At 45.3% G+C, this 21953-nt stretch carries 18 protein-coding genes; all 18 read left to right on the plus strand.

Annotation, left to right across the window (positions count from 1 at the left end; translation table 11 throughout):
- Nucleotides 1-170 precede the first annotated feature (170 nt).
- The gene (locus WC955_09225) at nucleotides 171-3293 is read left to right on the plus strand and encodes a hypothetical protein (GenBank protein ID MFA5859235.1); all 3123 of its coding nucleotides are present in this window, start codon (nucleotides 171-173) and stop codon (nucleotides 3291-3293) included.
- A gap of 30 nt (nucleotides 3294-3323) precedes the next feature.
- Nucleotides 3324-4985, plus strand: a complete 1662-nt coding sequence (locus WC955_09230) for a type IX secretion system membrane protein PorP/SprF (GenBank protein ID MFA5859236.1) — start codon at nucleotides 3324-3326, stop codon at nucleotides 4983-4985.
- A gap of 5 nt (nucleotides 4986-4990) precedes the next feature.
- A complete protein-coding gene (locus tag WC955_09235; GenBank protein MFA5859237.1) occupies nucleotides 4991-5401 on the plus strand; it encodes a gliding motility-associated C-terminal domain-containing protein in 411 nt (136 codons plus the stop codon).
- Nucleotides 5402-5521: 120 nt separating this feature from the next.
- Nucleotides 5522-6994, plus strand: a complete 1473-nt coding sequence (locus WC955_09240) for an ATP-binding protein (protein ID MFA5859238.1) — start codon at nucleotides 5522-5524, stop codon at nucleotides 6992-6994.
- A gap of 69 nt (nucleotides 6995-7063) precedes the next feature.
- The gene (locus WC955_09245) at nucleotides 7064-7450 is read left to right on the plus strand and encodes a response regulator (GenBank protein ID MFA5859239.1); all 387 of its coding nucleotides are present in this window, start codon (nucleotides 7064-7066) and stop codon (nucleotides 7448-7450) included.
- A 169-nt stretch (nucleotides 7451-7619) separates the two neighbouring features.
- Entirely contained in the window at nucleotides 7620-9098 is a 1479-nt protein-coding gene (locus tag WC955_09250; GenBank protein ID MFA5859240.1) for a tetratricopeptide repeat protein, read from the plus strand.
- 28 nt (nucleotides 9099-9126) lie between these two features.
- A complete protein-coding gene (locus tag WC955_09255; GenBank protein ID MFA5859241.1) occupies nucleotides 9127-10764 on the plus strand; it encodes a FliG C-terminal domain-containing protein in 1638 nt (545 codons plus the stop codon).
- Nucleotides 10765-10809: 45 nt separating this feature from the next.
- The gene (locus tag WC955_09260) at nucleotides 10810-11586 is read left to right on the plus strand and encodes a MotA/TolQ/ExbB proton channel family protein (protein MFA5859242.1); all 777 of its coding nucleotides are present in this window, start codon (nucleotides 10810-10812) and stop codon (nucleotides 11584-11586) included.
- Between the two features lie 25 nt (nucleotides 11587-11611).
- Nucleotides 11612-12373: a flagellar motor protein MotB gene (locus WC955_09265; GenBank protein ID MFA5859243.1), complete on the plus strand. Its 762-nt coding sequence runs from the start codon at nucleotides 11612-11614 to the stop codon at nucleotides 12371-12373.
- 8 nt (nucleotides 12374-12381) lie between these two features.
- Nucleotides 12382-13128 carry an OmpA family protein gene (locus WC955_09270; GenBank protein MFA5859244.1) on the plus strand — a complete coding sequence of 249 codons (747 nt, stop codon included), beginning with the start codon at nucleotides 12382-12384 and terminating at the stop codon, nucleotides 13126-13128.
- Between the two features lie 9 nt (nucleotides 13129-13137).
- Nucleotides 13138-13779, plus strand: a complete 642-nt coding sequence (locus WC955_09275; GenBank protein MFA5859245.1) for a response regulator — start codon at nucleotides 13138-13140, stop codon at nucleotides 13777-13779.
- 19 nt (nucleotides 13780-13798) lie between these two features.
- Nucleotides 13799-16429, plus strand: coding sequence for a DNA polymerase I (gene polA / locus WC955_09280; protein MFA5859246.1), 2631 nt, complete (start codon nucleotides 13799-13801; stop codon nucleotides 16427-16429).
- A gap of 36 nt (nucleotides 16430-16465) precedes the next feature.
- Complete coding sequence (gene trxB / locus WC955_09285) at nucleotides 16466-17389, plus strand: thioredoxin-disulfide reductase (GenBank protein MFA5859247.1); 924 nt, start codon at nucleotides 16466-16468, stop codon at nucleotides 17387-17389.
- Nucleotides 17383-18033: a dephospho-CoA kinase gene (gene coaE, locus WC955_09290; GenBank protein MFA5859248.1), complete on the plus strand. Its 651-nt coding sequence runs from the start codon at nucleotides 17383-17385 to the stop codon at nucleotides 18031-18033. The genes trxB and coaE overlap by 7 nt, the downstream gene beginning before the upstream one ends.
- A 265-nt stretch (nucleotides 18034-18298) precedes the next feature.
- A complete protein-coding gene (gene rho, locus WC955_09295) occupies nucleotides 18299-19615 on the plus strand; it encodes a transcription termination factor Rho (GenBank protein ID MFA5859249.1) in 1317 nt (438 codons plus the stop codon).
- Between the two features lie 32 nt (nucleotides 19616-19647).
- Nucleotides 19648-20544, plus strand: coding sequence for a peptidoglycan DD-metalloendopeptidase family protein (locus tag WC955_09300; GenBank protein ID MFA5859250.1), 897 nt, complete (start codon nucleotides 19648-19650; stop codon nucleotides 20542-20544).
- Between the two features lie 40 nt (nucleotides 20545-20584).
- On the plus strand, nucleotides 20585-20857 hold the full coding sequence (gene rpmE / locus WC955_09305) for a 50S ribosomal protein L31 (GenBank protein MFA5859251.1): 273 nt from the start codon (nucleotides 20585-20587) through the stop codon (nucleotides 20855-20857).
- Nucleotides 20858-20960: 103 nt separating this feature from the next.
- On the plus strand, nucleotides 20961-21953 hold a 993-nt coding region (gene prfA / locus WC955_09310), incomplete at its 3' end, for a peptide chain release factor 1 (GenBank protein ID MFA5859252.1).

Consider the following 21953-nt stretch of genomic DNA (forward strand, 5'->3'; position numbering starts at 1 on the left):
CTCATCACCGGTTCTGTTAGTAGTGATGGGCAGGAAACGGTAAATAATAAGGGCAGGCACGGTAGTCAAAATCTCTCTACGGGGGTAAAGAGCATCGAGATGAACTGTCTGCCCAATGGAAACAATGGTTTTACATATACGGCGGATAACGAAGTAAGAGGTGGACGGCAATGGTAACGAACTGGGAGAATAACTCAGTCCTCGCCAAAATACGGCGGGTTATAAGTATCGTCCTTAGCCTTATGATAATAGGCCAGGGGTTACCTTTGTCATTAGTCGCCTCTAATGCGTATGCGGCAGAGAGTCGTAGTATTGCAGTTGTTATGCGCGTGAAACCCGACTACCTGCCTCCGAAGCCGATAACGGACCTCGTTGCAAGTCAGCCGTATGCAGAGAATACCGAAGGCGCAGTGAAGCTTACATGGACTACGCCAAGTGATGATGATACCAACAAAAATAAGATTTATTCGTACTACATACGTTACTCAACGTTCAGCGGTGCATCAATCGATATGGATACGATACAAACCTGGCTGGATCATCCGCAGACGCTTACCGCGATTGAGAATAGCCGTGACTTTGGCGAACTCTGGGGTATTCCTTCACGGAAACAGCAGGGACAGCAGGATTCGTGGATTATCACCGGGCTTACCAACGGGCAGAATTACTGGTTCTCAATCTTTGCGCTTGATAACCGCCATAATATCAGTCCTGTAGATACAAAATCGTTGACTATCGATAATCAGCCGTTTGCGTATGCGTCTACCAGAAAAGTAGCGCCGTACTTTATCACTGACCTCCGTGCGGAACCCGGGAATTCGTTTGCAACTATTAAACTTAACTGGACCTGCCCGGGTAATGACGTGGACTTCACAAATACTGAGGTTATTAAATCAGGGAAGATTATCGACGGGCAGTATATCATTAAGTATTCAACAAAAGCGCCTGCGGATATGGATCCAGCCAACTGGGCAACGGGTGAGTTCAGTGAGATTACGATCTCTACCGGCAATGTAAACGCGAATGATCCTCAGCAGTTTATGGTTACCGGTTTAACTGAAGCAACTTCGTATTACTTCTATATCTGGACGAAGGATGAATGGCCGAATAACTGGTCATGGCCGTCATACCCGGCAGTGGGTGAGCCGTTACTCGCGCTGAATGAACCGTTGAATGTAAGTAATTTAACGTCTGAAGCTTATGCTTCTGAGAACCCGTTAGTGTCGTCATGGATACGGTTGAAATGGTCAAACCCGGATGATAAGTATATTTCCGGAGTTAAGATTTACCGCAGTACGTATACTGTGTATGAAAGTTCAATCAGTACCGTTGGGTTAGAACCGTATGCGAATAGTATCTCCGGTGCGAATGAAAACCGTACGTTTGACGATACCGGCCTTGAAGCTAAGAGTACGTATTACTACACTCTGTTTACTTATAACAGGCTCGGGATTGTTAGCTCCACAGGCGTGTATACCAGCGTGTTTACGCGGTATGACCTCACTCCTCCGGCAGCGGTGGCGGATCTCACAGTCAGTGATAATGCAATACTGGATTCTAATATCGGGACGTTTGTGGACTTAACCTGGACGAACCCGAAGGATAAGGATTTTGCCGGGGTGCGCGTGTGCGTGTCAACCACGAGTTATCCTGTGTCGTATAACGACGGTATTGCTGCGACGGTTACCGGTTTAACTCCTGGCGCGACTGCGCAGTTCCGTCATACAAAACTTAATGCGTATGCAACGTATTACTACACACTGTTTGCGTTTGATACCGGGTATGATGCGTATATCGCAACCTCTACGCCGAACTACAGCACCGGGACAGTGGAAAGTATATACGTTACCAGCGACCTCGTACCTCCGTCAATGGTTACCGCGCTTAGTGTATCGCAGGATATGAATGACGAACAGGGCGGGATGGTGACGCTTACCTGGACGAACCCGAGAGAATCTGACTTCGTTGGCGTGATGATCTTACGCAGTGAGCTCGGGTATCCCGCTACGTCACAGGTTGATGCGTTGCTAGCGGATATCAGGACGTTGCCCGGGCAGACAACTACGTTTACTGATATGAAAGAACTGCAGCCGTGGACGAGTTATTATTACGCAATCTACGCGTATGACCATACACCGTTGTTCTCAACTGTAACGTTGAGAGTGTTTGTCACGCCGAAACAGGATGAGTTCTCGCCGAATACGCCGTTGTTGTTATCACCGGAATTTACGTCCGATGGGAAGTTTAAGCTTAGATGGCGTATGGTGAGGCGCCATGATGATGGCAGATTGTTCAAGAACCCTGTGAAACCGTTGGTGACGGAGTTCTATAGATATAAACTCTACCGCGCGGATAATATCCAGGGGCCGTGGTACTTACTTGAAACTTTGACACATGCAAGTACGGAATATGTTATGACTATCGATAGGGTGTACTTCTACAAAGTTGATGCTATAGATTATTATGGTAACTGTATGGAATCACGGATTGTTGATTGTGCAAGTGATCTCGGGATTTATACGTATCTCAACGACGGGACGTATGTGCGTATCACAGCGGCTGCGGCAATGCTTATGGAACAGGAATATAGCGGGATGAACGATGACGTGATGCTTATTGCGGAACGGAAATATGACGACGAAGAAAATCGTGTGATTAAATCTGTTGAGATCAAGTATATGACTTCAGGTGAAGCGAATAACGGTATCCCGAAGGAAGTTAATGGATTCAAACTTTCTACCGGGACGATAAGCCTTGTGATGAAGTATGATTCGTTTAATAATCAGGTTGCGTCAATCGGTAGGAATGCAATCCCGAGGATGAGCGGTGTGTCTATGGATAACGCGGAACAACAGTTGTCGTTATTCTGGAACAACGGGCTTGAATGGTTGAAGCTCGGCGGGAAAGTTGATAAATACGCGCAGACACTGGAAATTAATACGCTTAATGTCGGGCAGTTCCAGATCCGTACGATTCTCCGTGCGGATAAGCTTACCCTTATGCGGGTAGTGCCGAAGATTATTACACCGAACGGGGATAATCTTAACGATAAAGTGTTCTTCTATCTCGAAGATCCTAATATGCTGGATCTTGCGGTACGGATTTATGATGTTAACAGCGCGGTGGTAGCGGATAATCTTGAAATCGTTACCCGCGTGAAGGGCCAGGCGTTGACCGTGCTTTCATGGAACGGGACGGATAAAGACGAGAATACCGTAGCGCCAGGGACGTATTTCTACCAGATAATTTCTGATGGTAAAGTTCTTAACGGCGTAATCGTGGTGGCGAGATAATATGTATATTTTCGACGGAGGTAAGATATAATGAAATCTATGGGGATTAAAGTTATGATAATGCTGGCGTTATGTTTTACGCTGGTAAATACTGCAACAAATGCGGAGGCCGCATTTGAGATGGTAAACCTAGGGGCGCGTACCAGCGGGCTGGCGGGGGCGTTTACCGGTATTGCTGATGATGTTAACGCTATATACCATAACCCTGCGGGATTGGTTAATATTCCGCGGATGGAACTCGGGACGAGTTACGGGAGGTTGTACGTCGGGCTTGATGATGATAGCGGGGTGGGGAATTCGTTTATCGGGTACGCATATCCTATACGTCTCGGCGGGAAATTGCAGGCTGATGATTCAACACTGGTGGATTATAAGGATTTGGGGACACTGGGGTTCGGGTGGCTGAACCTTACCGCTACGGGGTTGTACTTCGAGAATATAGGGATTATTTCGTATGCAAAAGGAAATTTTCATGAGAAAATAAAGGGGTTATCCCTGGGGATGAATTTTAAGGTAATTAATATCGGGTACGGAAGTGATCCCAAAGGGTATACCGATAACGCTGTGGATAATTCCGGGATGGTTACAGGTTTGCCGGATGCGTTGTTTACCGCCGGGAAGATGAAGACTGATTTTACGCTTGACCTCGGGATGTTTTATAAACTCGGGTTGAATTATATGTTTGGCATGGCAATCACTAATCTTACGGAACCTAATCTCGCGTTAGGGGTTGACCAGCAGTATTTATTGCGGAGAGAATATAAGATCGGGGTGGCATATAAGGCACAGATGTCTCTGCTCGGGTTGGATTTTGTGCTCCAGCAGTATAATTCCGGGATGGATTATAAAGTTCTCGCTGCGGGTGAAATGTGGCTTCCGTTTGGGTTGGGGTTCCGCGGAGGTGCGGGGATCGGGGCGCGTAATTACGCGAGTTTATCCGCCGGGCTGGGCTATCGCACAACAGTTATGCAGTTTGATTACGCGCTGGTTTATCCTCTGATGGGTATCTCTGACCAGTTCGGGACTCATAAGGTGTCGCTTACCATGAGGTTCGGGCCGATGGTTAACGTTGATGCCAGTACCGAAGAGCTTAGGTTGAAACTGAATAAAGAAACTCAGGCACGGCAGGTAGCGGAAAAAGCAGCGGAAACCGCGAGGTTTGAGGCGGAGAAAGCTAAACAGGAAGTTGCGGGTTTGAGGAAAGAACTTGATGAGTTATTGAAGAAAAAGATACCCGCAGCGCCGGTAGTGTCCAAACCTGTGGAAATAATTCCTGAAAAGCCGGTAGTAACACCGCAGAAGCCTGTTACTCCGGCGGTAGCAGCGGTGTCTGAGGAAGATGAGATGAGGAAAGAGTTTGATGTTTCAATGTCGTATTATCGCAAGCAAACCGTGTCGGGTAGTATGTCGTTAAAGGATAGGATTGCGATGATAGAAAAGATTTTGGATAAATATTCCGGTAAAAAAATTGTTCTTACGGAAGCTAAGGATGAACTTGCGTTGTTAAAAACGGAACAGGAAAAGATTGTTAAGGATTTTAATGCCTCGTGGAGGTATTACCAGAAACTGGTGGAACGTAATATTGGTACTGCAGAACGTGTGAGTTTATTGAACCGTATGGTTGATAAGTATGAACAGCAGGGGATAAATATCGCTGTTGTTAAGGAAGAGCTTGGGAAGTTGAAGAAGTAAAGGTTATGAATAATATGCGTATATACCCGCGCAGCGGTGCGCGGTGGGTGGTATTGTTAACCGTTGTGATGCTGGTAGGGGGTGTTACTTTTCTACAGAAGGTTCACGGCGGGACAGAGTTTGCCCTTACAAAAGTATACTCCCGGCTGTTCACCCCGAATAATGACGGGTTGAATGATAAGTTTGTGATTGAAGTTGATAACCCGTATGGCGATGATTTTTATGTAAAAATATTCGCGATTACCGGCGAGGAAGTTGTTTCACTTAAATACACAGATACCGGCGGGAAACAAAGGGTTGTGTGGGACGGGAAGGATAATAGTAACTTTCTTGTTCCTCCGGGAGTGTTTGTGTACCATCTGTACATCCCGGCGTTGAATAAAGTATTCAGCGGGACCGTTGTTGTTGCGTATTGATACCTTTATATTTAATAGTATGCCAACTTCTTCGTTTTGTGTTTGTCACTTCCAGTGTATTATCGTATAATATGACGATAATAATGTTGTGTTGTTACAGGAAACTGGGCTTATAAAAATATGAGTATACGTAAGAAGTTAATACTGGCGTTTTCCGGTTTAGTTGCCGGGATTGTTATTATTGCAGGGATTTTGTTTTGGCTCGGGCAAAAGGGGAATGAGTACCTTTCCACGGCGTTACGCGCGTATTCCGAGATGGTTACCGTCCGCGAAATTCAGTTCTCCATAGATAAACAGTGGAAGTCGTTCAATTTTTATCTTATCCTCGGGGAGACGGAGGAGCTTAATAATTTTAATGAGTTCAATAATACCGTGCAGGTTAAGTTTAATGAATGGCAACTTCTCGCGAGGGATAATCGTGATGTGGAAGCTATTGCCAAAGTTAAGCTGTGCTATAATGATTTTTATTCTATGGCTACTAATATTATAGGTATCTATAAACAGGGTAAACGCGAGCTGGTGCTTGTAATGGTGGATACTGAACTTATGAAGTTGTCGGATCATGTTATTAAAGAAGTGAAAAGCCTTGTTGAAGAAAAAAATCAGGCGTTACAGAAGTCGCAGCAGAAGATGGCGGGGTTAGGCAGGATGAGTGTTACGGTGTCTATTATCACGTCAATAATATCGCTGGTGTGGTCGATGATTATGAGTTTATACATTTTCCGTAGTATCGCTGACCCGCTGCTTGTCCTGCGGACAGGGGCAAAACTTATCGGTGAAGGTAATCTTGACCACAAAATTGTTATCAAAAGTAAGGACGAAATCGGTGAACTTGCGGAAGCGTTTAATGGTATGGTGGATAGTTTGAAAACTTTGCAGTTACAGGTTATTCAGATGGACCGTATGTCAAGCCTGGGCCAGCTTGCAGGTGGTGTGGCGCATGAGCTTAATAACCCGCTGACCGGTGTGCTCGGGCAGTGCCAGCTTATGCTTGAGAAAGTGCCTCCCGAGAATCCTATGCATGCATCGCTTGAAAAAGTTGAACGCGCAGCGCAGCGGTGCCGCACAATTGTGCGGGCATTACTGGATTTCGCAAGGCAGAAGGATTATATCTTTGTTGAAACTGATGTCCATGGCCTTATCGACGAGAGTTTGGGGTTCTGCCAAAGCGATCTTACCTCCGCAAAAGTTGTCGTGAAAAAAAATTATGGGCTTAACCTTCCGAAACCTAAGATTTCTTCAACGCATGTACAGCAGGTGTTCCTCAACCTTATCACCAATGCCGCACAGGCTATTGCTAATGTCGGCGGTGGGGTGTTGACAATAACTACTATGGTGATTGATAAGATCGAAGATAACGGGCAGCGGAAAAAGTTTGTGGTTGTAAGTTTCAGGGATGATGGTATCGGGATTAAGAAAGAAAATATTAATCATATATTTGACCCGTTTTTTACTACTAAAGATATTGGGAAAGGTACGGGGTTAGGATTAACCGTGAGTTATGGTATTATACAGAGGCATAACGGTGAAATTCTGGCGGCTAGTAACGGTGAAAGACAGGGGTCTGAGTTCCGGGTGATGCTGCCATGTTAATAACCAAACTCTCAACTCTAAACTCTAAACTCTCAACTTTGAACTCTCATCTTCAGGGAGGCGGTGGTTATGGCAAAGTATAAAGTATGCCTCGTTGAGGATGATCCTGATGTCGGAGCAGTGGTGGAGATGATTTTGAAGGATTATGATTGCGAGATAACTAATATCCGTGATGTTAATTCCTTTAGGATGCTTGCTGATAAGGTTATGCCGGACCTTATAATCCTTGACCTTATGTTACCCGGGATTAACGGGTTTGAAATCTGTCAGTACTTCAGGAACCGTGCGGAAACCGCGGATACGCCGATACTTGCGTTTACCGGGTACGATAGCGTCGATAATCAAAAAAAAATTATGGCCGCCGGTGCAACGGATTATTCGCCAAAACCGTTTGATATCAAAAGTTTTAAGTTTAAAGTAAAGAAATTGTTGAAGATTAGTGATCCGCTGGAGTAAAGTGTTCTGCTCCTGAGTGTATCTTCCTATAACTAAAATGTTGACTTATTAGTAAAAATAAACTATTAATAATAAAGATATGGGGTGTATTAGGTATATATTATTAATACTAATATGTTTGTGTATTAGCCTAAACCATAACTATGTATCCGCAGCGGATACTGGCGGGATGGCGAATACGTTTCTTACCTGGGGAGCAGGTGCGCGGGCGCTTGGGATGGGTAAGGCGTATGTCGCTGTGGCTAATGACGCAACCGCTGGGTTCTGGAATCCCGGGGGGTTGGCTCAGGTTGACCGCGCGGAATTGAATGTTCTTCACGCGTTTCTCTGGGAAGGGACGGTGTATGATTATGCCGGGTATGTGGTTCCTACATTGAAAAACGGTACGTTCGGGGTGAACGCCATAACATTATTGTCTATCGGCGGGGAAGGTAGGGATGCGCTTAACCGCGTAAATAATCAAACGTTTATTGATTCACGGTTACTGGCGGGAGGATGTTACGCCCGTGAGATTGGTGATTGGTTATCGCTCGGCGGGGCGGTTAATGTTTTGAATAGTTCGCTTGGGCAGCATAGTAAGCTTGATATGACAATCGATGCGGGTGCGTTAATGAAATTCTTCGGGGGATTGACTCTGGGGGTTAATATAAAGAATATGCTGGTTGCGCGGTTATCCGGGAATTCACAGGATGTGCTTAGCCCTGTTATCCGTGCGGGTGTTGCCGGGCATTTTTGGGATAACCGTATGATTGCAGCGTGTGATGTTGAATACCGTGAGAATACAGTGGTGTATTACCTCGGGGTGGAGGCTGCTGTATTTAATCTTTTTAAATTGCGTATCGGGCAGTCACAGCAGGAAGTTAGTGCCGGGTTTGGGATTAATGTGTTCAACATGATGCTGGACTATGCGCTGGGGTTACACTCACTCGGCGGGTCGCATCGTATGTCATTGACAATGAAGTTCGGCGGGTCTGTTAAAGCTGAGTTGAATAAACAAAATGAAAAAGCTAGGTTAGAACTTGATGAGTTATTCAAAAAACTATATGAGTCAGGTATCCAGGCGTATCAGGAAGGGAAGTTTGATGAAGCGCATTCTATGCTGGCACAGGCGAGAAGTATTAACCCGCAGGATGAGGATGTTAAGATCCTGACCTCGAGGTTACAGCTGGTTGTGGCATTACTGCCGACATCGGTGGGGACTGGGAAGGTGTCAGAATTGCTGCGGGCTGGCGTGACTAAGTACCTCGAAGGCGATGCGGAACAGGCAATCACGAAGATTACCTACGCGTATACGCTTGACCCGGATAATAAAACTATTGAACGGCTGCTTAACCGCCTGCAGCGCGAGACCGGGGTGAAGATTGATACCGCACCGCCGGGGATGGGGACACTGGTGGATCAAAAATTGTTGCAGGCGTATATACAGTTTTCAAAACGTGATTTTGCGGGGACTATTCTTCTTTGCCAGGAAGTGTTATCGCTGGAATCGCGGAATATTCTGGCATACAAACGTATGGGTACAAGTTATTTATTACTAGGTGAACGTGATAAAGCGGTGAAGTTATGGGAGAAAGCCCTGGAGATTAATCCTAATGATACCGCGTTACGGGAATATACGGATAGTGTTAAGAAACAGATTGGGCAATAATTTAAGGTTTTTTGTGAGAGGGGTAAATGTGAAGTTTATTTGTAAACTTTTCTTTGCGTTAACGCTGCTGGCAGGCGTTACTGTTCAGACATTTGCTGATACGCAGGAGCGTATTACTATTGAATACGATATCCGCAGCAGGACAGAACGGGTAATCGAAAAAATTCTTGGCAGCAGGGATTTTGTTGTTATCGTCGAGGTTGTGCTTGAACGCCAGGCGTTAACCGACCAGCGCCCTACTACGCGGACTCAGACCACAACAATTACACCGCAGCAGCAGCAGCAACAGCAGCAACAGCAGGATAAGGGGTTTATCATTTTTGATGATATTATTGAACCTTATCCCGGATTCTCTACGCCCAGAAGGAGGGAACAACAGCAGCAGGCTGCCGCACAGCAGCAGCAAGCTGTTACTCAGCAGGAGCCTATACAGCTGGTAGTGCCGCAATTGGCGTCTACCATAAAAAAAGTGTCAGTATTCATTATGCTGGATATTGCTATTAAGGATTCGGTAGTAGAAAATATTAAACGCGAAGTAGCGGATAGTATAGGGTATGACCAGGCACGCGGGGATGTTCTCGGGGTAAAAAAAGTTGCGTTTGCGCGTAAAACGTGGGGACAGAATTTCGCTGAGTTCTTCAGCCCGAATAATCCTAATATGTACTGGATCCTTCTTGCATTGTTTGTCCTCGGGGTAATTACGTTCTTCCTTTTCGGGCCGTTACAGATGTTTTTTAAGACTATCGTAAAGGCTGCGGAGATACGGATTGAAGCTGATACGCGGATACGTTCCTCCGGGAAAATGGATATCGGAGGGCAGCTCGGTGGGTTGGGCTTGGAGGAAGGTGAAGGCGGTGGTGCTGGGGCGTTGCCCCGCGGGATGACGGGTGAGCTCACAATGAAGCAGGGGCCGCTTGAGCTCGGGCCCGGGCGAGCGTTTACGGTATCCAACCATTTTACGTTTATTAATGCGGGTAATCTCAAGAATTTGTTGTATTTACTGCAGCAGGAAACCGCGGAGGCTGTGGCGGTAGTGATGAACTACCTTCCCCCGGCGTTTGCGTCACAGATATTCGGTGCTCTGAGTACTGAAAAACAGGCGAAGGTTGCGATTGAGCTCTCAACTGTAAAACTGAAAAGCCCGGATGAGGTTGAGGAAATTGAGCGCGATATTAAAACAAAGATTGATTATCTTATGGGTGGGGAGGATTATTTTATGGACCTCCTGGACCAGGTGGACCCAAAAGCACAGGAGAGTATCCTTAATCTCTTAAGCCGTGAAAAACCGGAACTCGCGGAAAAACTTAGGCGCGTAATTTTTGTGTTTGAGGACATTGCGTTCCTCGAGAAAGCTGGGTTACAGAAAGTTTTGCGTGAATCCCAGAGACAGGGCGTGGTGCTGGCGTTAGCGTTAAAAACCGCGGATGAAAGTATTAAGGCTTCAGTGATGGATTGTCTATCAGAAGGTGCAAGGGCTATGCTGGCGGAACAGATTGATCTTATTGGCGAGGTTAATCCGCGGAGGATCGAGGAAGAACAGCGTAAGATCGCGAGGATCGTACGGTCACTCGAGAAATCAGGTGAACTTGTTATCCGCAGGGATGGGGCTGAGGATACTGGCGGGCCGCAACGGCAGGTAGTGGATAGCGAGCCTGTGGATCAGTAGAGTAAATTTATATTTTTTGTTGTATAGAAGGAGTAAGGCGTAAGTATGATTGATATCCTGACTATTGTAGGTTTGACGTTAGGGTTTGGGACGGTGTATATCGTAATGGTGTGGGGGAACGTTGCACATTTGTTGTGGCATAAAGACGCGTTCCTTCTGGTATTCGGCGGGACAATTGCGTCAATGCTTATCGGTACGCCGTGGCATGTATTCAAAAATATGCCCCGCGCGTTTGTTAAGGTTTTATTCCCGTCAGGCGAGTTTAAGCCTAAACAGTTGATCGCGTTGATTGTGAACCTTTCAGAACGCGCTAAACGTGATGGTGTGGATAGCCTACAGGAAGTGTTGCCCACGATTAAGGATAAGTTTTTGGTGGATGGTATTACTCAGGTGATTGACGGGTTGGATCCTAACCTTATCCGCGAGAACCTTGAGAAAGAAATTATTTTTATACGTAAACGGCATTATCAGGTAAGCAGCGTGTTCCGTTCAATGGGAACTTACGCGCCGATATTCGGGTTACTCGCGACTTTGCTCGGGGTGGTGCAGGTGCTGCGGAATATCAGCGATCCTAAGAGTTTGGGTGCGTCAATGGCAATCGCTGTTACCGGTACATTTTACGGGATTGCAAGCGCGAATTTTATTTTTCTGCCGATCTCGGGTAAGCTTGATGCGCATACGGAAGCTGAACTTCTTATAAAAGAGGTTATGATCGAAGGGATTCTTTCAATCCAGGCAGGTGATATACCGTTGATCGTAAGCCGTAAACTGCAGGGGTTCATGGCGTATCGTTTACGTGAAAAACATGGTGCCGGGAAGTAAGTAATACCGGCGGGGTTGGTTTGTTATGGCTAAAATAGGTGGATATAGCGCTATACCTGAGGCCGAAGGCGAAGGCGGCGGGTATCATGAAAGCCCGTTGTGGATGTTGATTTATACCGACCTTATGACAAACCTTATGATCTTTTTTTTGTTGTCCTACTGTCTTACATGGTTAAGTCAGGAGGATCAGAATATTGCGGCACAGTCGTTTAAGTCTCAGTTTGCCGGGAAAAATGTGTCACAGCTTGAGAAAGCAGTACCCGCATCGCAGCAGCAGCCGACTGTTGAGGATATGGAAAAAGAAAAGAAGATGGAAGATGAGCTTAAGAAAACGTATACGAATATTTCAATTAACGAGGAAGAGATGAGGATGACGTTGCCCACACCGGTATTGTTTGGCCTCGGGGAAGCTGTTATGAAAAAGGAAGCGGTTGAGACGTTACACGAATTTGCGATGATGATTAAGCCTACACGCAACCGTATCGTGGTGGAAGGGCATACTGATGATAAACCGATCCTCGGGGGTAAGTATGTGTCAAACTGGGAATTATCAGCTGCACGTGCGTTCTCGGTAGTGCAGTACTTGATTGACAAGGAAGGGATTGATCCTAAGAGATTAGCAGCATTAGGGTATGGGCAGTATCGGATGGTAGCGCCTAATGATAGTGAGGCGAACCGCGCAAAAAATCGTAGGATTGAAATCACGATCGTCAGGATAAAAGAAGCTTCGGCGGAGAGTACCGATTCAGGGAGTGAAGAAGATACGAGTGGATTACTGGGGAATTAGGTGTTGTAATGGCGAATAATAGTAAGGCTGATAGCAGAAAATTTAATGATCCGGCATTGAAGAAGCCGGATATGTCAAACCTGTGGGTTGTACCGTACGCTGATTTTATGACGGTATTGATGATCTTTTTCCTTATGATGTTCGCGTATGCGCTTAATATGAAAAAAGATGAGCATTTTATTAAGATCCAGGAAAAAATTCAGGAGTCCGTCGGCGGTAAGATGAATAAGGAGAAGATTGTTAAGCTGCTTGAGGAACAAAAGAAGGAAGAGGAGTCGTCTAAATTAACGGATTTAATGAAGAACCCGGAGTTCAGTAAGTATGTTAATATAACACAGGATGCGGAGAAGGTTAAGATTGTGTTCAGTAATCCTATACTCTTCGATACCGGTACAGCGGATGTTAAGTCAACTGCAGCGCTGGTTCTTCACGAAGTGGCGATGATACTGAAACAAATGGATAATGATATTATCGTTGAGGGGCATACTGACAGTGTACCGATTTCCGGGGGTAAGTTTTCGTCTAACTGGGAATTATCGGTCGCACGGTCAATGGCGGTGATACGGTATCTCGTGCATAATGAAGCGATTAATTGTAAACGCTTCGCTGCAGGAGGGTATGGTGAGTACCGCCCGTTGTATCCTAATGATAGTGAAGAAAACCGTGCAAAAAATCGTAGGATTGAAATAGTGGTGATGAAATCTAAAAAACAAAAAGAAGCTGAACCGCAGGCGGTACAGAAAACAGAAGGGTAATTTATTAGTATGACTGTTGATCCAAAAGACAAAAAAAAACGGAATCTTGTTAAGATCGGAAAAATCGCTGAAGAAATAGGGGTGTTACCGTCTACAATACGGTATTATACAAACCTCGGGCTCCTAAAAACTTATGGGCGTACACAGGGGGGGTTCAGGTTGTATGATTATGAGGAAACTTTGCACCGGTTGAAGATATTGAAGCAGTTAGAGGATGAAAAACGGTATACCCTTGATGAGATTAAGGGTAAACTCGATGAGTGTGTGTTACAGGCAAAACAAAGGAAAGTGTTGATTGTGGATGATGACCCGGATGTCCGGGATCTTATACAGTCAGTTCTTTCTTCAGACCCCGGGTGGATTATCCGTACAGCCGGGGATGGATTTGAAGCTGGGAAACTGGCAATTGATTTTTTGCCGGAACTTATCATCCTGGATATTGTACTGCCCGGGATGGATGGGTTTAAGGTTTGCGCTGACCTAAGAAAAGATGAACGGTTTAAGTCTACAGTCATTATCGCTATAACCGGGTATGATACTCAGGAACATAGGGACCGTATCGCAGCAGCCGGGGCGGATGGTTTTGTTGCTAAGCCGATCACTCCGAATGCGTTACGCGAATGCGTAGCAAAGTTCTTGCCTCAAAAGTGAGTGCATGTAATAACTTGTGATGAGAGAAATTTACCTTATCGACGGAAACGCGTATATACACCGCGCGTATCACGCATTGCCTAAACTTGTTACCAGTAAAGGGCAGGAAGTCGGTGCGGTGTTTGGTTTTATTAAAATGGTGGTCAAGCTGTGGCGTGACGGCGCGGAACAGGTTGTTGTGTGTTTTGACTCACCGGGGAAAACGTTCCGCCATGAAAAGTTTAGCGCGTATAAAGCTACCAGAAAAGAAGCAGAGACGGCGTTAGTACTGCAGATTCCTATTACCCACAAGGTCGTTGAACTTATGAATATTCCGTCTATAGCGTTGCCGGGGTATGAGGCTGATGATATTATTGCGACCTTAGCGGGGATGTACAGTAAAAACGGGGATAAGGTGGTAATAGTTACCGGTGATAAGGATTTAGCTCAGGTCGTGAATGATAAGATCAGTATTCTTAATACGCACAAGGGTGTTGTTATTGATCGCGGGAAAGTCGGGGAGTTATACGCCGGGCTTGTACCGGAACAATTGGTTGATATGTTCGCTCTGGCGGGGGATAAGGTTGATAATGTTCCCGGCGTTGCAGGGGTTGGGGATGTTACTGCGTTGAAGCTTATCCATGAATTCGGGAGTTTGGATAATCTTTATTCTAAAATCGGGAATGTTAAGGGTAAGCTTAAGGAAAAACTGGAATTGCATAAGAGTGATGCGTATTTAAGCCGTGAACTTGTTACCTTAAACTCAAATGTGCCGCTCGAGGATCCGCTGGTAAGCAGCAGCGGGGTTAATGCTAAGCATACGGGTGAGGAAACTGAAGCGTACCTCCGTGAACTTGAATTCCATAGTTTGTTTAACGACGAGGTGTTCACAAAAAAGGTTAAGCTCGGGGATATTAGGCGTAGTGTCGCTGTGGAGGTTGAGGCTGTACAATCAGTTGCGGAGTTTGAACGCATTGCCGCGGGGTTAATGAGCCAAAAATGTGTTTCCCTGGCGTTGGAGGTACAGGATATTGTCGGGAAAAAGTTGGTTGCCTGTGCTGGCTTAGCTGATGCTCAGGGGAGGTGTTACTATGTTAACCTCAACGGGTATATCGGTGGGGACTATGATAGATGTATTAAGGTGTTGAATGATATCCTTGAGAATACGCGGGTTATGAAGGTTGTGTATGGCTATAAAGCTTTGTTATCGGGTATAAAAAATGCTGGGATAAGTGTTAAACTGCCGGTGACTGATGTTTTGATTGCAGCGTACCTCCTGGATATCGGGAAGTTGTCGTTAAGCAGTGAATCTTATGGATGGGAAGAGTTGTTTTTTAAGATTAAAGGTGTTCGGCCTGCGGAAAAACTTGAGGCAGTGGTTAATAATGCGTATTGTTCAATGGAACTTTATAACGCGTTTACCGGGGATATTGAACGTCATGGGATTGGTAAGTTATTGTCAGAAGTTGAGGTGCCGCTGGTACCCGTGATCATTGCTATGGAGGATAACGGGGTTAAGGTAAACAAAGCTAAGTTGTATGAACTTAAGAGTGAGTACGAGAAAGAACTTAAGAAAAATGAAACTGAAATTTACGCGCTTGCCGGGGAGAAGTTTAATGTTAATTCCCCAAAACAACTCGGGGTTGTACTTTTTGAGAAACTGAACCTGCAGGGCGGGAAACGGACAAAAAGCGGGTACTCAACTGATGAAGATGTGTTGAACCGTCTGTCAGCTGTACATGCATTGCCTCAGAAGGTGTTGGAGTACCGTGAACGCCAAAAACTTAAGTCTACATATATAGACGTTATGCTTGAACTCGCGGATGCAGGGTCCAGAGTGCATACAACGTTTAATCAAATCGGGACTACCACAGGTAGGTTGTCGTCAGTAAACCCTAATCTCCAGAATATTCCCGTTAGATCTGTATTAGGGAAAAAGATACGGTCAGTATTTATTGCGCAGGATGGGTGGAGGCTGTTATCCGCGGATTACTCTCAGATTGACCTGCGTGTGCTGGCGCATATGAGCGGTGATGAAAATCTTGTACAGTCGTTTATCGCGGGGAAGGATATTCATTCAAGGACTGCGGCTGAGATTTTTGGGGTGACTGATGAGAGTATGGTTGATGAGGCACAGCGAAGGGTTGCAAAAACGATTAATTTCGGGATTGTGTACGGTATAAGCGCGTTTGGGTTGGCACAGCAGTTGGGGATTGAGATTAAGCTGGCGGGTGAGTATATAGAGAAGTATATGTCTAAGTATGCAGGGGTGAAGGCGTGGAGGGATAGGGTTATTAAAGAAGCTAAGGTTAGCGGGTACGTAAAAACTTTGTTTAATCATTTACGGCATGTGCAGGATATTAATGCTACGAATAATACACGGCGGGGTTTTGCGGAACGTATTGCCATGAATACGCCGATACAGGGTACTGCCGCGGAAATTATTAAACTCGCAATGGTGAAGATTGATAACCGCAGAAAAGTTGAACACTGGGAGTCAAGGATGTTGCTGCAGGTGCATGATGAGCTTGTATTTGAGTGCACTGAAGCTGAACTTGGCAGCGTGAAGGATGTGGTGGTTGCCGAGATGTCTTCCGCAGTTAAGCTTAACGTACCGCTGGTGGTGGATGTTAAGGTTGGGGATAACTGGGTTGATATGGATAAGATATGATGAGTAATAATTTTATGGAAAGGTGTGTGTTTGTTTATGCGTAACTGCGTGATAATCGGGGGCGGGCCTGCGGGGCTGGCAGCCGGGATTTATCTTTCCCGCGCGAAGGTTGATACTGTTTTGTTTGAGAAAAATGTTATCGGCGGGCAGGTGTTGTGGACGGATAAGATTGAGAATTATCCTGGGTTTATCGACGGGGTGGATGGGTATACTTTAATTAATAATATGAAACTCCAGGCTGAACGGTTTGGGTTGGAGATAAAGATGGAGGGGGTTAATACCCTGGAGAAACTTTCTGGCGGGGAAGGGTTTATAGTTGCCACAGGGAAACAAAGGGCGGAAACACGGGCAATAATTTATTCCGCAGGGGCGGTACCCCAAAAAATGGGTATCCCCGGGGAGAATGAGTTTACCGGGCACGGGGTGTCATACTGTGCGACCTGCGACGGGGCGTTTAATAAAGGAAAAGACGTTTTGGTTGTCGGCGGGGGTGATTCTGCTCTTGAGGAAGCGTTGTTTCTTACACGGTTTGCGCAGAAGGTTACTATTATTCATCGCAGGGATAAGTTCCGCGGGACCGGTATTCTGCAGGAGCATGTGTTCAAGAACACTAAGATAAAAGTTATCTGGGATACTGTGCCTGTAGAAATAAAAGGTGATAAAAAAGTTGAGTCCATGGTTATTAAAAATGTTAAGACACAGGAAGTTAATCAGGTTGCGGCCGCTGCGGTGTTTGTGTTTGTCGGTACGTTGCCGCAGTCTGAACTTGTTAGAGACCTGGTTGACCGTGATGAGAGAGGGTATGTTATTACTAATAACGATATGTCCTCACGGACACAGGGGTTGTACGTGTGCGGTGATGTGCGGAGTAAGTTGTTAAAACAAATCGCGACGGCCTGCGGTGAAGCTGCCACAGCGGCATCGGCAGTGACTAAGTATCTGGATGAACATAAATGGTGAATCTAAAAAGTAAACCCCGGAATAAGGTTGTGATTGGTATCACCGGAGGTATTGCCTGCGGGAAAAGTACGTTTACCCGCGCACTGGCGGGGTGTTTAAATGCAAAACTTGTGCTTGACGCTGATAAAATAGGGCATCAGGTATTGAAGGATGCGGGGATAAAAAATAAGTTATGCCGGGTGTTTGGTAAAGGGATTTTTAATGCTCAACACGAGGTTGACCGCAAAAAATTAGGGGTGATGGTTTTCGGGGATCAGGTGCAGCGGAGTAAACTCGAAGCTGTTGTACATCCATGGATTATCAAACGTATCGCTGAAAGTGTAAGGAAGTTCAGGAAAAGCCGCGGGGATGCGCGCAGCGGGGCTGCTGCTATCGTAGACGCGACGCTGATTTTTGAGGTTGGCATGGAAAAAATGTTTGACATAATAATTGTTGTGAAAGCGCCACAGGGTGTGCAGGTCGAACGCATAATTTCGAGGGATAGCAACGGGAAAATGACTAAAGTTATGGCGCTTAAGAAAATTCATGCGCAGATGAGGCTCGGGGTAAAGGTTAAACGCGCAGATATCGTTGTCGACGGGGTTAAGCCGGTATACCCCCAGGCAGTGAAGGTAGCTGCTAAAATTAATTTACTTTATTCTTGACAACCCGCGGGTGAGTGTGTGATAATGAATGTAACGAATAGACAAATTAATCAATGAAGCTCTTTTTTTGGGTGTTTGATAGGTATATAAAGGTTGAGAAAAAGTTGTTTCTACGCAATAAAGTAATCCTTAATAAAAAACATATTTTAAAAAACAAGTATAACATACATTAGAGCAAGCATGCCGGAGTGTTTCAGGTTTTCAAGGTTTTAAATATCAAGTTAATAATAATAACAGTAAAAGAAATGGGAGGAGAGTAAAAGAAATGGGTACGAACGGGCAACAAGCATCTATGCCGGAACCCGCAAAGCTGGATGTGTCAATCTTATCGAAGAAAACAATGGCTGATCTTACAAAGATGGCTAAGGAGTTGAAAGTAGAGATCATTACCGGGTTAAGAAAACAGGAGTTGATCGCAAAAATTCTTGAAGCTCAGGCGCAGGTCGGGCAGGGGTTGATGTTCAACCAGGGCGTGCTTGAGATCTTACCGGATGGGTTTGGGTTCCTGCGGTCACCGGAATATAATTATCTTCCGGGCCCGGATGATATATATATCTCGCCGTCACAGATTAAGAAGTTTGTCTTGCGTAAAGGTGATACTGTAGCAGGGATTGTACGCCCGCCGAAAGACGGTGAGCGTTTCTTTGCGTTATTGCAGATAGAAAAAGTTAATGGTAGTTCTCCGGAAGGGTTAAGGGAACGCGTGTTGTTTGATAACCTTACACCGTTGTATCCGCAGGAAAGGATTAAGATGGAGACTATACGGACTGAACTTACCACGCGGGTGATGGATCTTATGACACCCATAGGTATGGGGCAACGCGGATTGATTGTATCACCGCCGCGCGCAGGGAAAACTATTATCCTGCAAAAAATAGCGAATGCTATCACCACAAATCATCCGGATATAGTATTGATTGTTCTTCTTATAGATGAACGCCCGGAAGAAGTTACTGATATGCAGAGGTCAGTCAAGGGTGAGGTTATATCCTCAACCTTTGATGAACCGCCTGAACGGCATGTGCAGGTAGCTGAGATGGTTATTGAAAAAGCTAAACGTATGGTGGAACATAAAAAACACGTGGTTATTCTCCTGGATTCAATCACGCGGCTTGGCCGTGCGTATAATGCTGTTACGCCGTCAAGCGGGCGTGTGTTATCCGGCGGGATTGATGCTAATGCGTTACAGCGGCCAAAACGGTTCTTCGGTGCTGCACGCGCAATTGAGGAAGGCGGGAGCCTTACTATTGTCGCAACGGCATTAGTGGAAACCGGTAGCCGTATGGATGACGTTATTTTTGAAGAGTTTAAGGGTACGGGTAATATGGAACTCGTGCTTGACCGTAACCTCGCGAATAAACGCGTATTCCCTGCAATTGAAATTAATAAGTCGGGGACACGGAAAGAGGAGTTGTTGACTGAAGCTGATGCGCTTAACCGCGTGTGGATACTGCGTAAAGTGTTGTCTACGCTTAACGCGTCAGAAGCTATGGAATTGATGCTTGATAAGATGAGTTCAACTAAGAGTAATGACGATTTCCTTAAGTCCCTGGAATTATCAAGTTTTGAGCGTATACGTTAGGGATGTTCTTTGTTATAATATAATAAATACTTATGATGAAACTGAAAAGTTTGATTCTTGATATTGTATTTGTGGTATTCGCAGGGATTGTGTTTTTTTCCGGGCAGCTGATAGCGCGCAGCGGGAAGACTGAAGAACTGCCGATGCTTAATAATAGTTTACTCGTGACAAATCCTGTGGAAACACTGGGTGAGGATGCCAGGCAAAAAATTTTTCGTGAGCTCGATTATCTTATTATCACAAAACATAAGGTTCAGCAGGGTGAGCATATATGGAATATCGCGAAGAAGTACGGCGTGACCAGTGAATCCCTCAGAAGTACGAATTATATGGAGTCAACTTTTCTTAAGATCGGGCAGGAACTCTGGGTTCATAACAAAAACGGCCTTGTGCATAAGGTTAAGCCTAATGAAACACTGGAAAGTATTGCGGATAAATACAGGTGTTCACTAAACAAAATTTGTGAGATGAACGGGTTAGTGAAGTCAGCTGTACTTGAACCCGGGACTATGGTTTTTGTGCCGAACGCAGTATTACGGTTTCCGATGTTTGTTTTTCCTGTGAACGGGCGGATGAGTTCAAGGTACGGTTACCGCCGGCATCCGATCTTCGGCGGGAGGGAGTTCCACCGGGGGCTTGATATCAGCGCAAAACGCAGGACACCGATTTATGCAGCAAGAGAAGGTAAAGTTTTATTTGCAGGGGTTAAGTCAGGATACGGGAATTGTGTTATAATTAAACATCCTGATAGTTTTGTGTCATATTACGGGCATATGCAGAATTGTAGCGTAAAAACAGGGCAGTGGGTTAATAAAAAACAGGTTATCGGGAAAGTGGGAAGCAGCGGGTGGTCAACCGGGCCGCATTTGCATTTTGAGCTTCATAAAAACGGGAAAGCGGTTAACCCGAAAAGGTATGTCAATAATTAGTTATTAAAGTATTATTTAGAGAAAAGGAGAAGTGTTGTTTATGAAAGAAGGAATTCATCCGAAGTATGTGGAAGCAACGGTTAGTTGCGCGTGCGGGAATACGTTTAAGACACGGTCGACTAAGCCGTTGATTAAGCTTGATATCTGCAGTAACTGCCATCCGTTTTTTACTGGTATGCAGAAATTGTTGGATACCGCCGGGCGTGTGGAGAAGTTTAAGCGTAAATATACAACCAGCCCGATTGAGGGTACGGTAAAAAAAGTGCGGCGCGTAAAAAAAGTTACAAAACGGGTTGCAAAAAAGAGAAAATAGCGTTTATAATATTTGTTGAAGACGGTTCCCTTTGTTGTGGGTAACAACGAAAGGAACCGTCTGTCATTTTATATTTTTATTTTGAATTGGAATAAAAAAGGATATGTCTGAAAATAAGGGTAGTTACAGAGAAAACTGGGCGAAGATAAAGGAAAAGTTTGTTGCTGTTGAGAAACAGTTATCGGAGAGTATGCTTGCCGGTGATAGTAATGGTATTAAGAAATTGTCAAAAGAGCGTGCACAGATGGAGCCGGTTGTAAAAAATATTGATAAGTTTTTTGCGCTGGAAGAAGAGAAGCGTAAACTTAAAGTAATGGCCGAAACTGAGAAAGATCCTGAACTCCAGGCAATGGTTACCGAAGAATTGCAGGGGATAGAAAAAAATGTCGAAGCGCTGAAGCTGGATATTACACGTTTTTTTGTTGAGGGTAGTACCCTGGCGGCGGATAAGGTTATCCTTGAAGTACGCGCGGGTGTCGGCGGGGAGGAAGCTGCTCTTTTTGCTGCTGATCTCGCAAGGATGTATACGCGGTTTGCGGAACGGCACGGGTGGAAAGCTGATATGCTTTCCGTAAGTTATTCAGGGTTGAAAGGAATGAAGGAAGTTGTTATTGAAATACTGGGTAAGGATGTGTGGATATTACTGAAGAATGAACGCGGGGCGCATCGCGTACAGCGCGTGCCGTTGACTGAATCCAGCGGGAGGATACATACGTCTACATGCACGGTAGCTGTGTTGATAGAACCCGAAGAAACTGAATTAGAAATTAAGCCTGAGGATCTGCGGATAGATTATTATTGCGCGTCCGGGAAGGGCGGGCAGCATGTTAATAAAACAATGTCGGCTGTTAGGATTACGCATTTATCAACTAATATAGTTATCGCATGCCAGGATGAACGTTCACAGCATCAAAACCGTGCAAAAGCAATGAATATTTTGAGGACACGTTTATTTGCTGCAATGCAGGAGTCTAAAGCAAGGGAATTGTCGGATGAACGGAAGTTGCAAGTAGGGACCGGGGACCGGTCAGAAAAAATACGGACTTACAATTATCCGCAGGATCGTGTGACTGATCACAGGATAAACGAAAATTTT

This window comes from Elusimicrobiota bacterium, assembly GCA_041658405.1.
Lineage (GTDB): Bacteria > Elusimicrobiota > UBA5214 > JBBAAG01 > JBBAAG01 > JBBAAG01.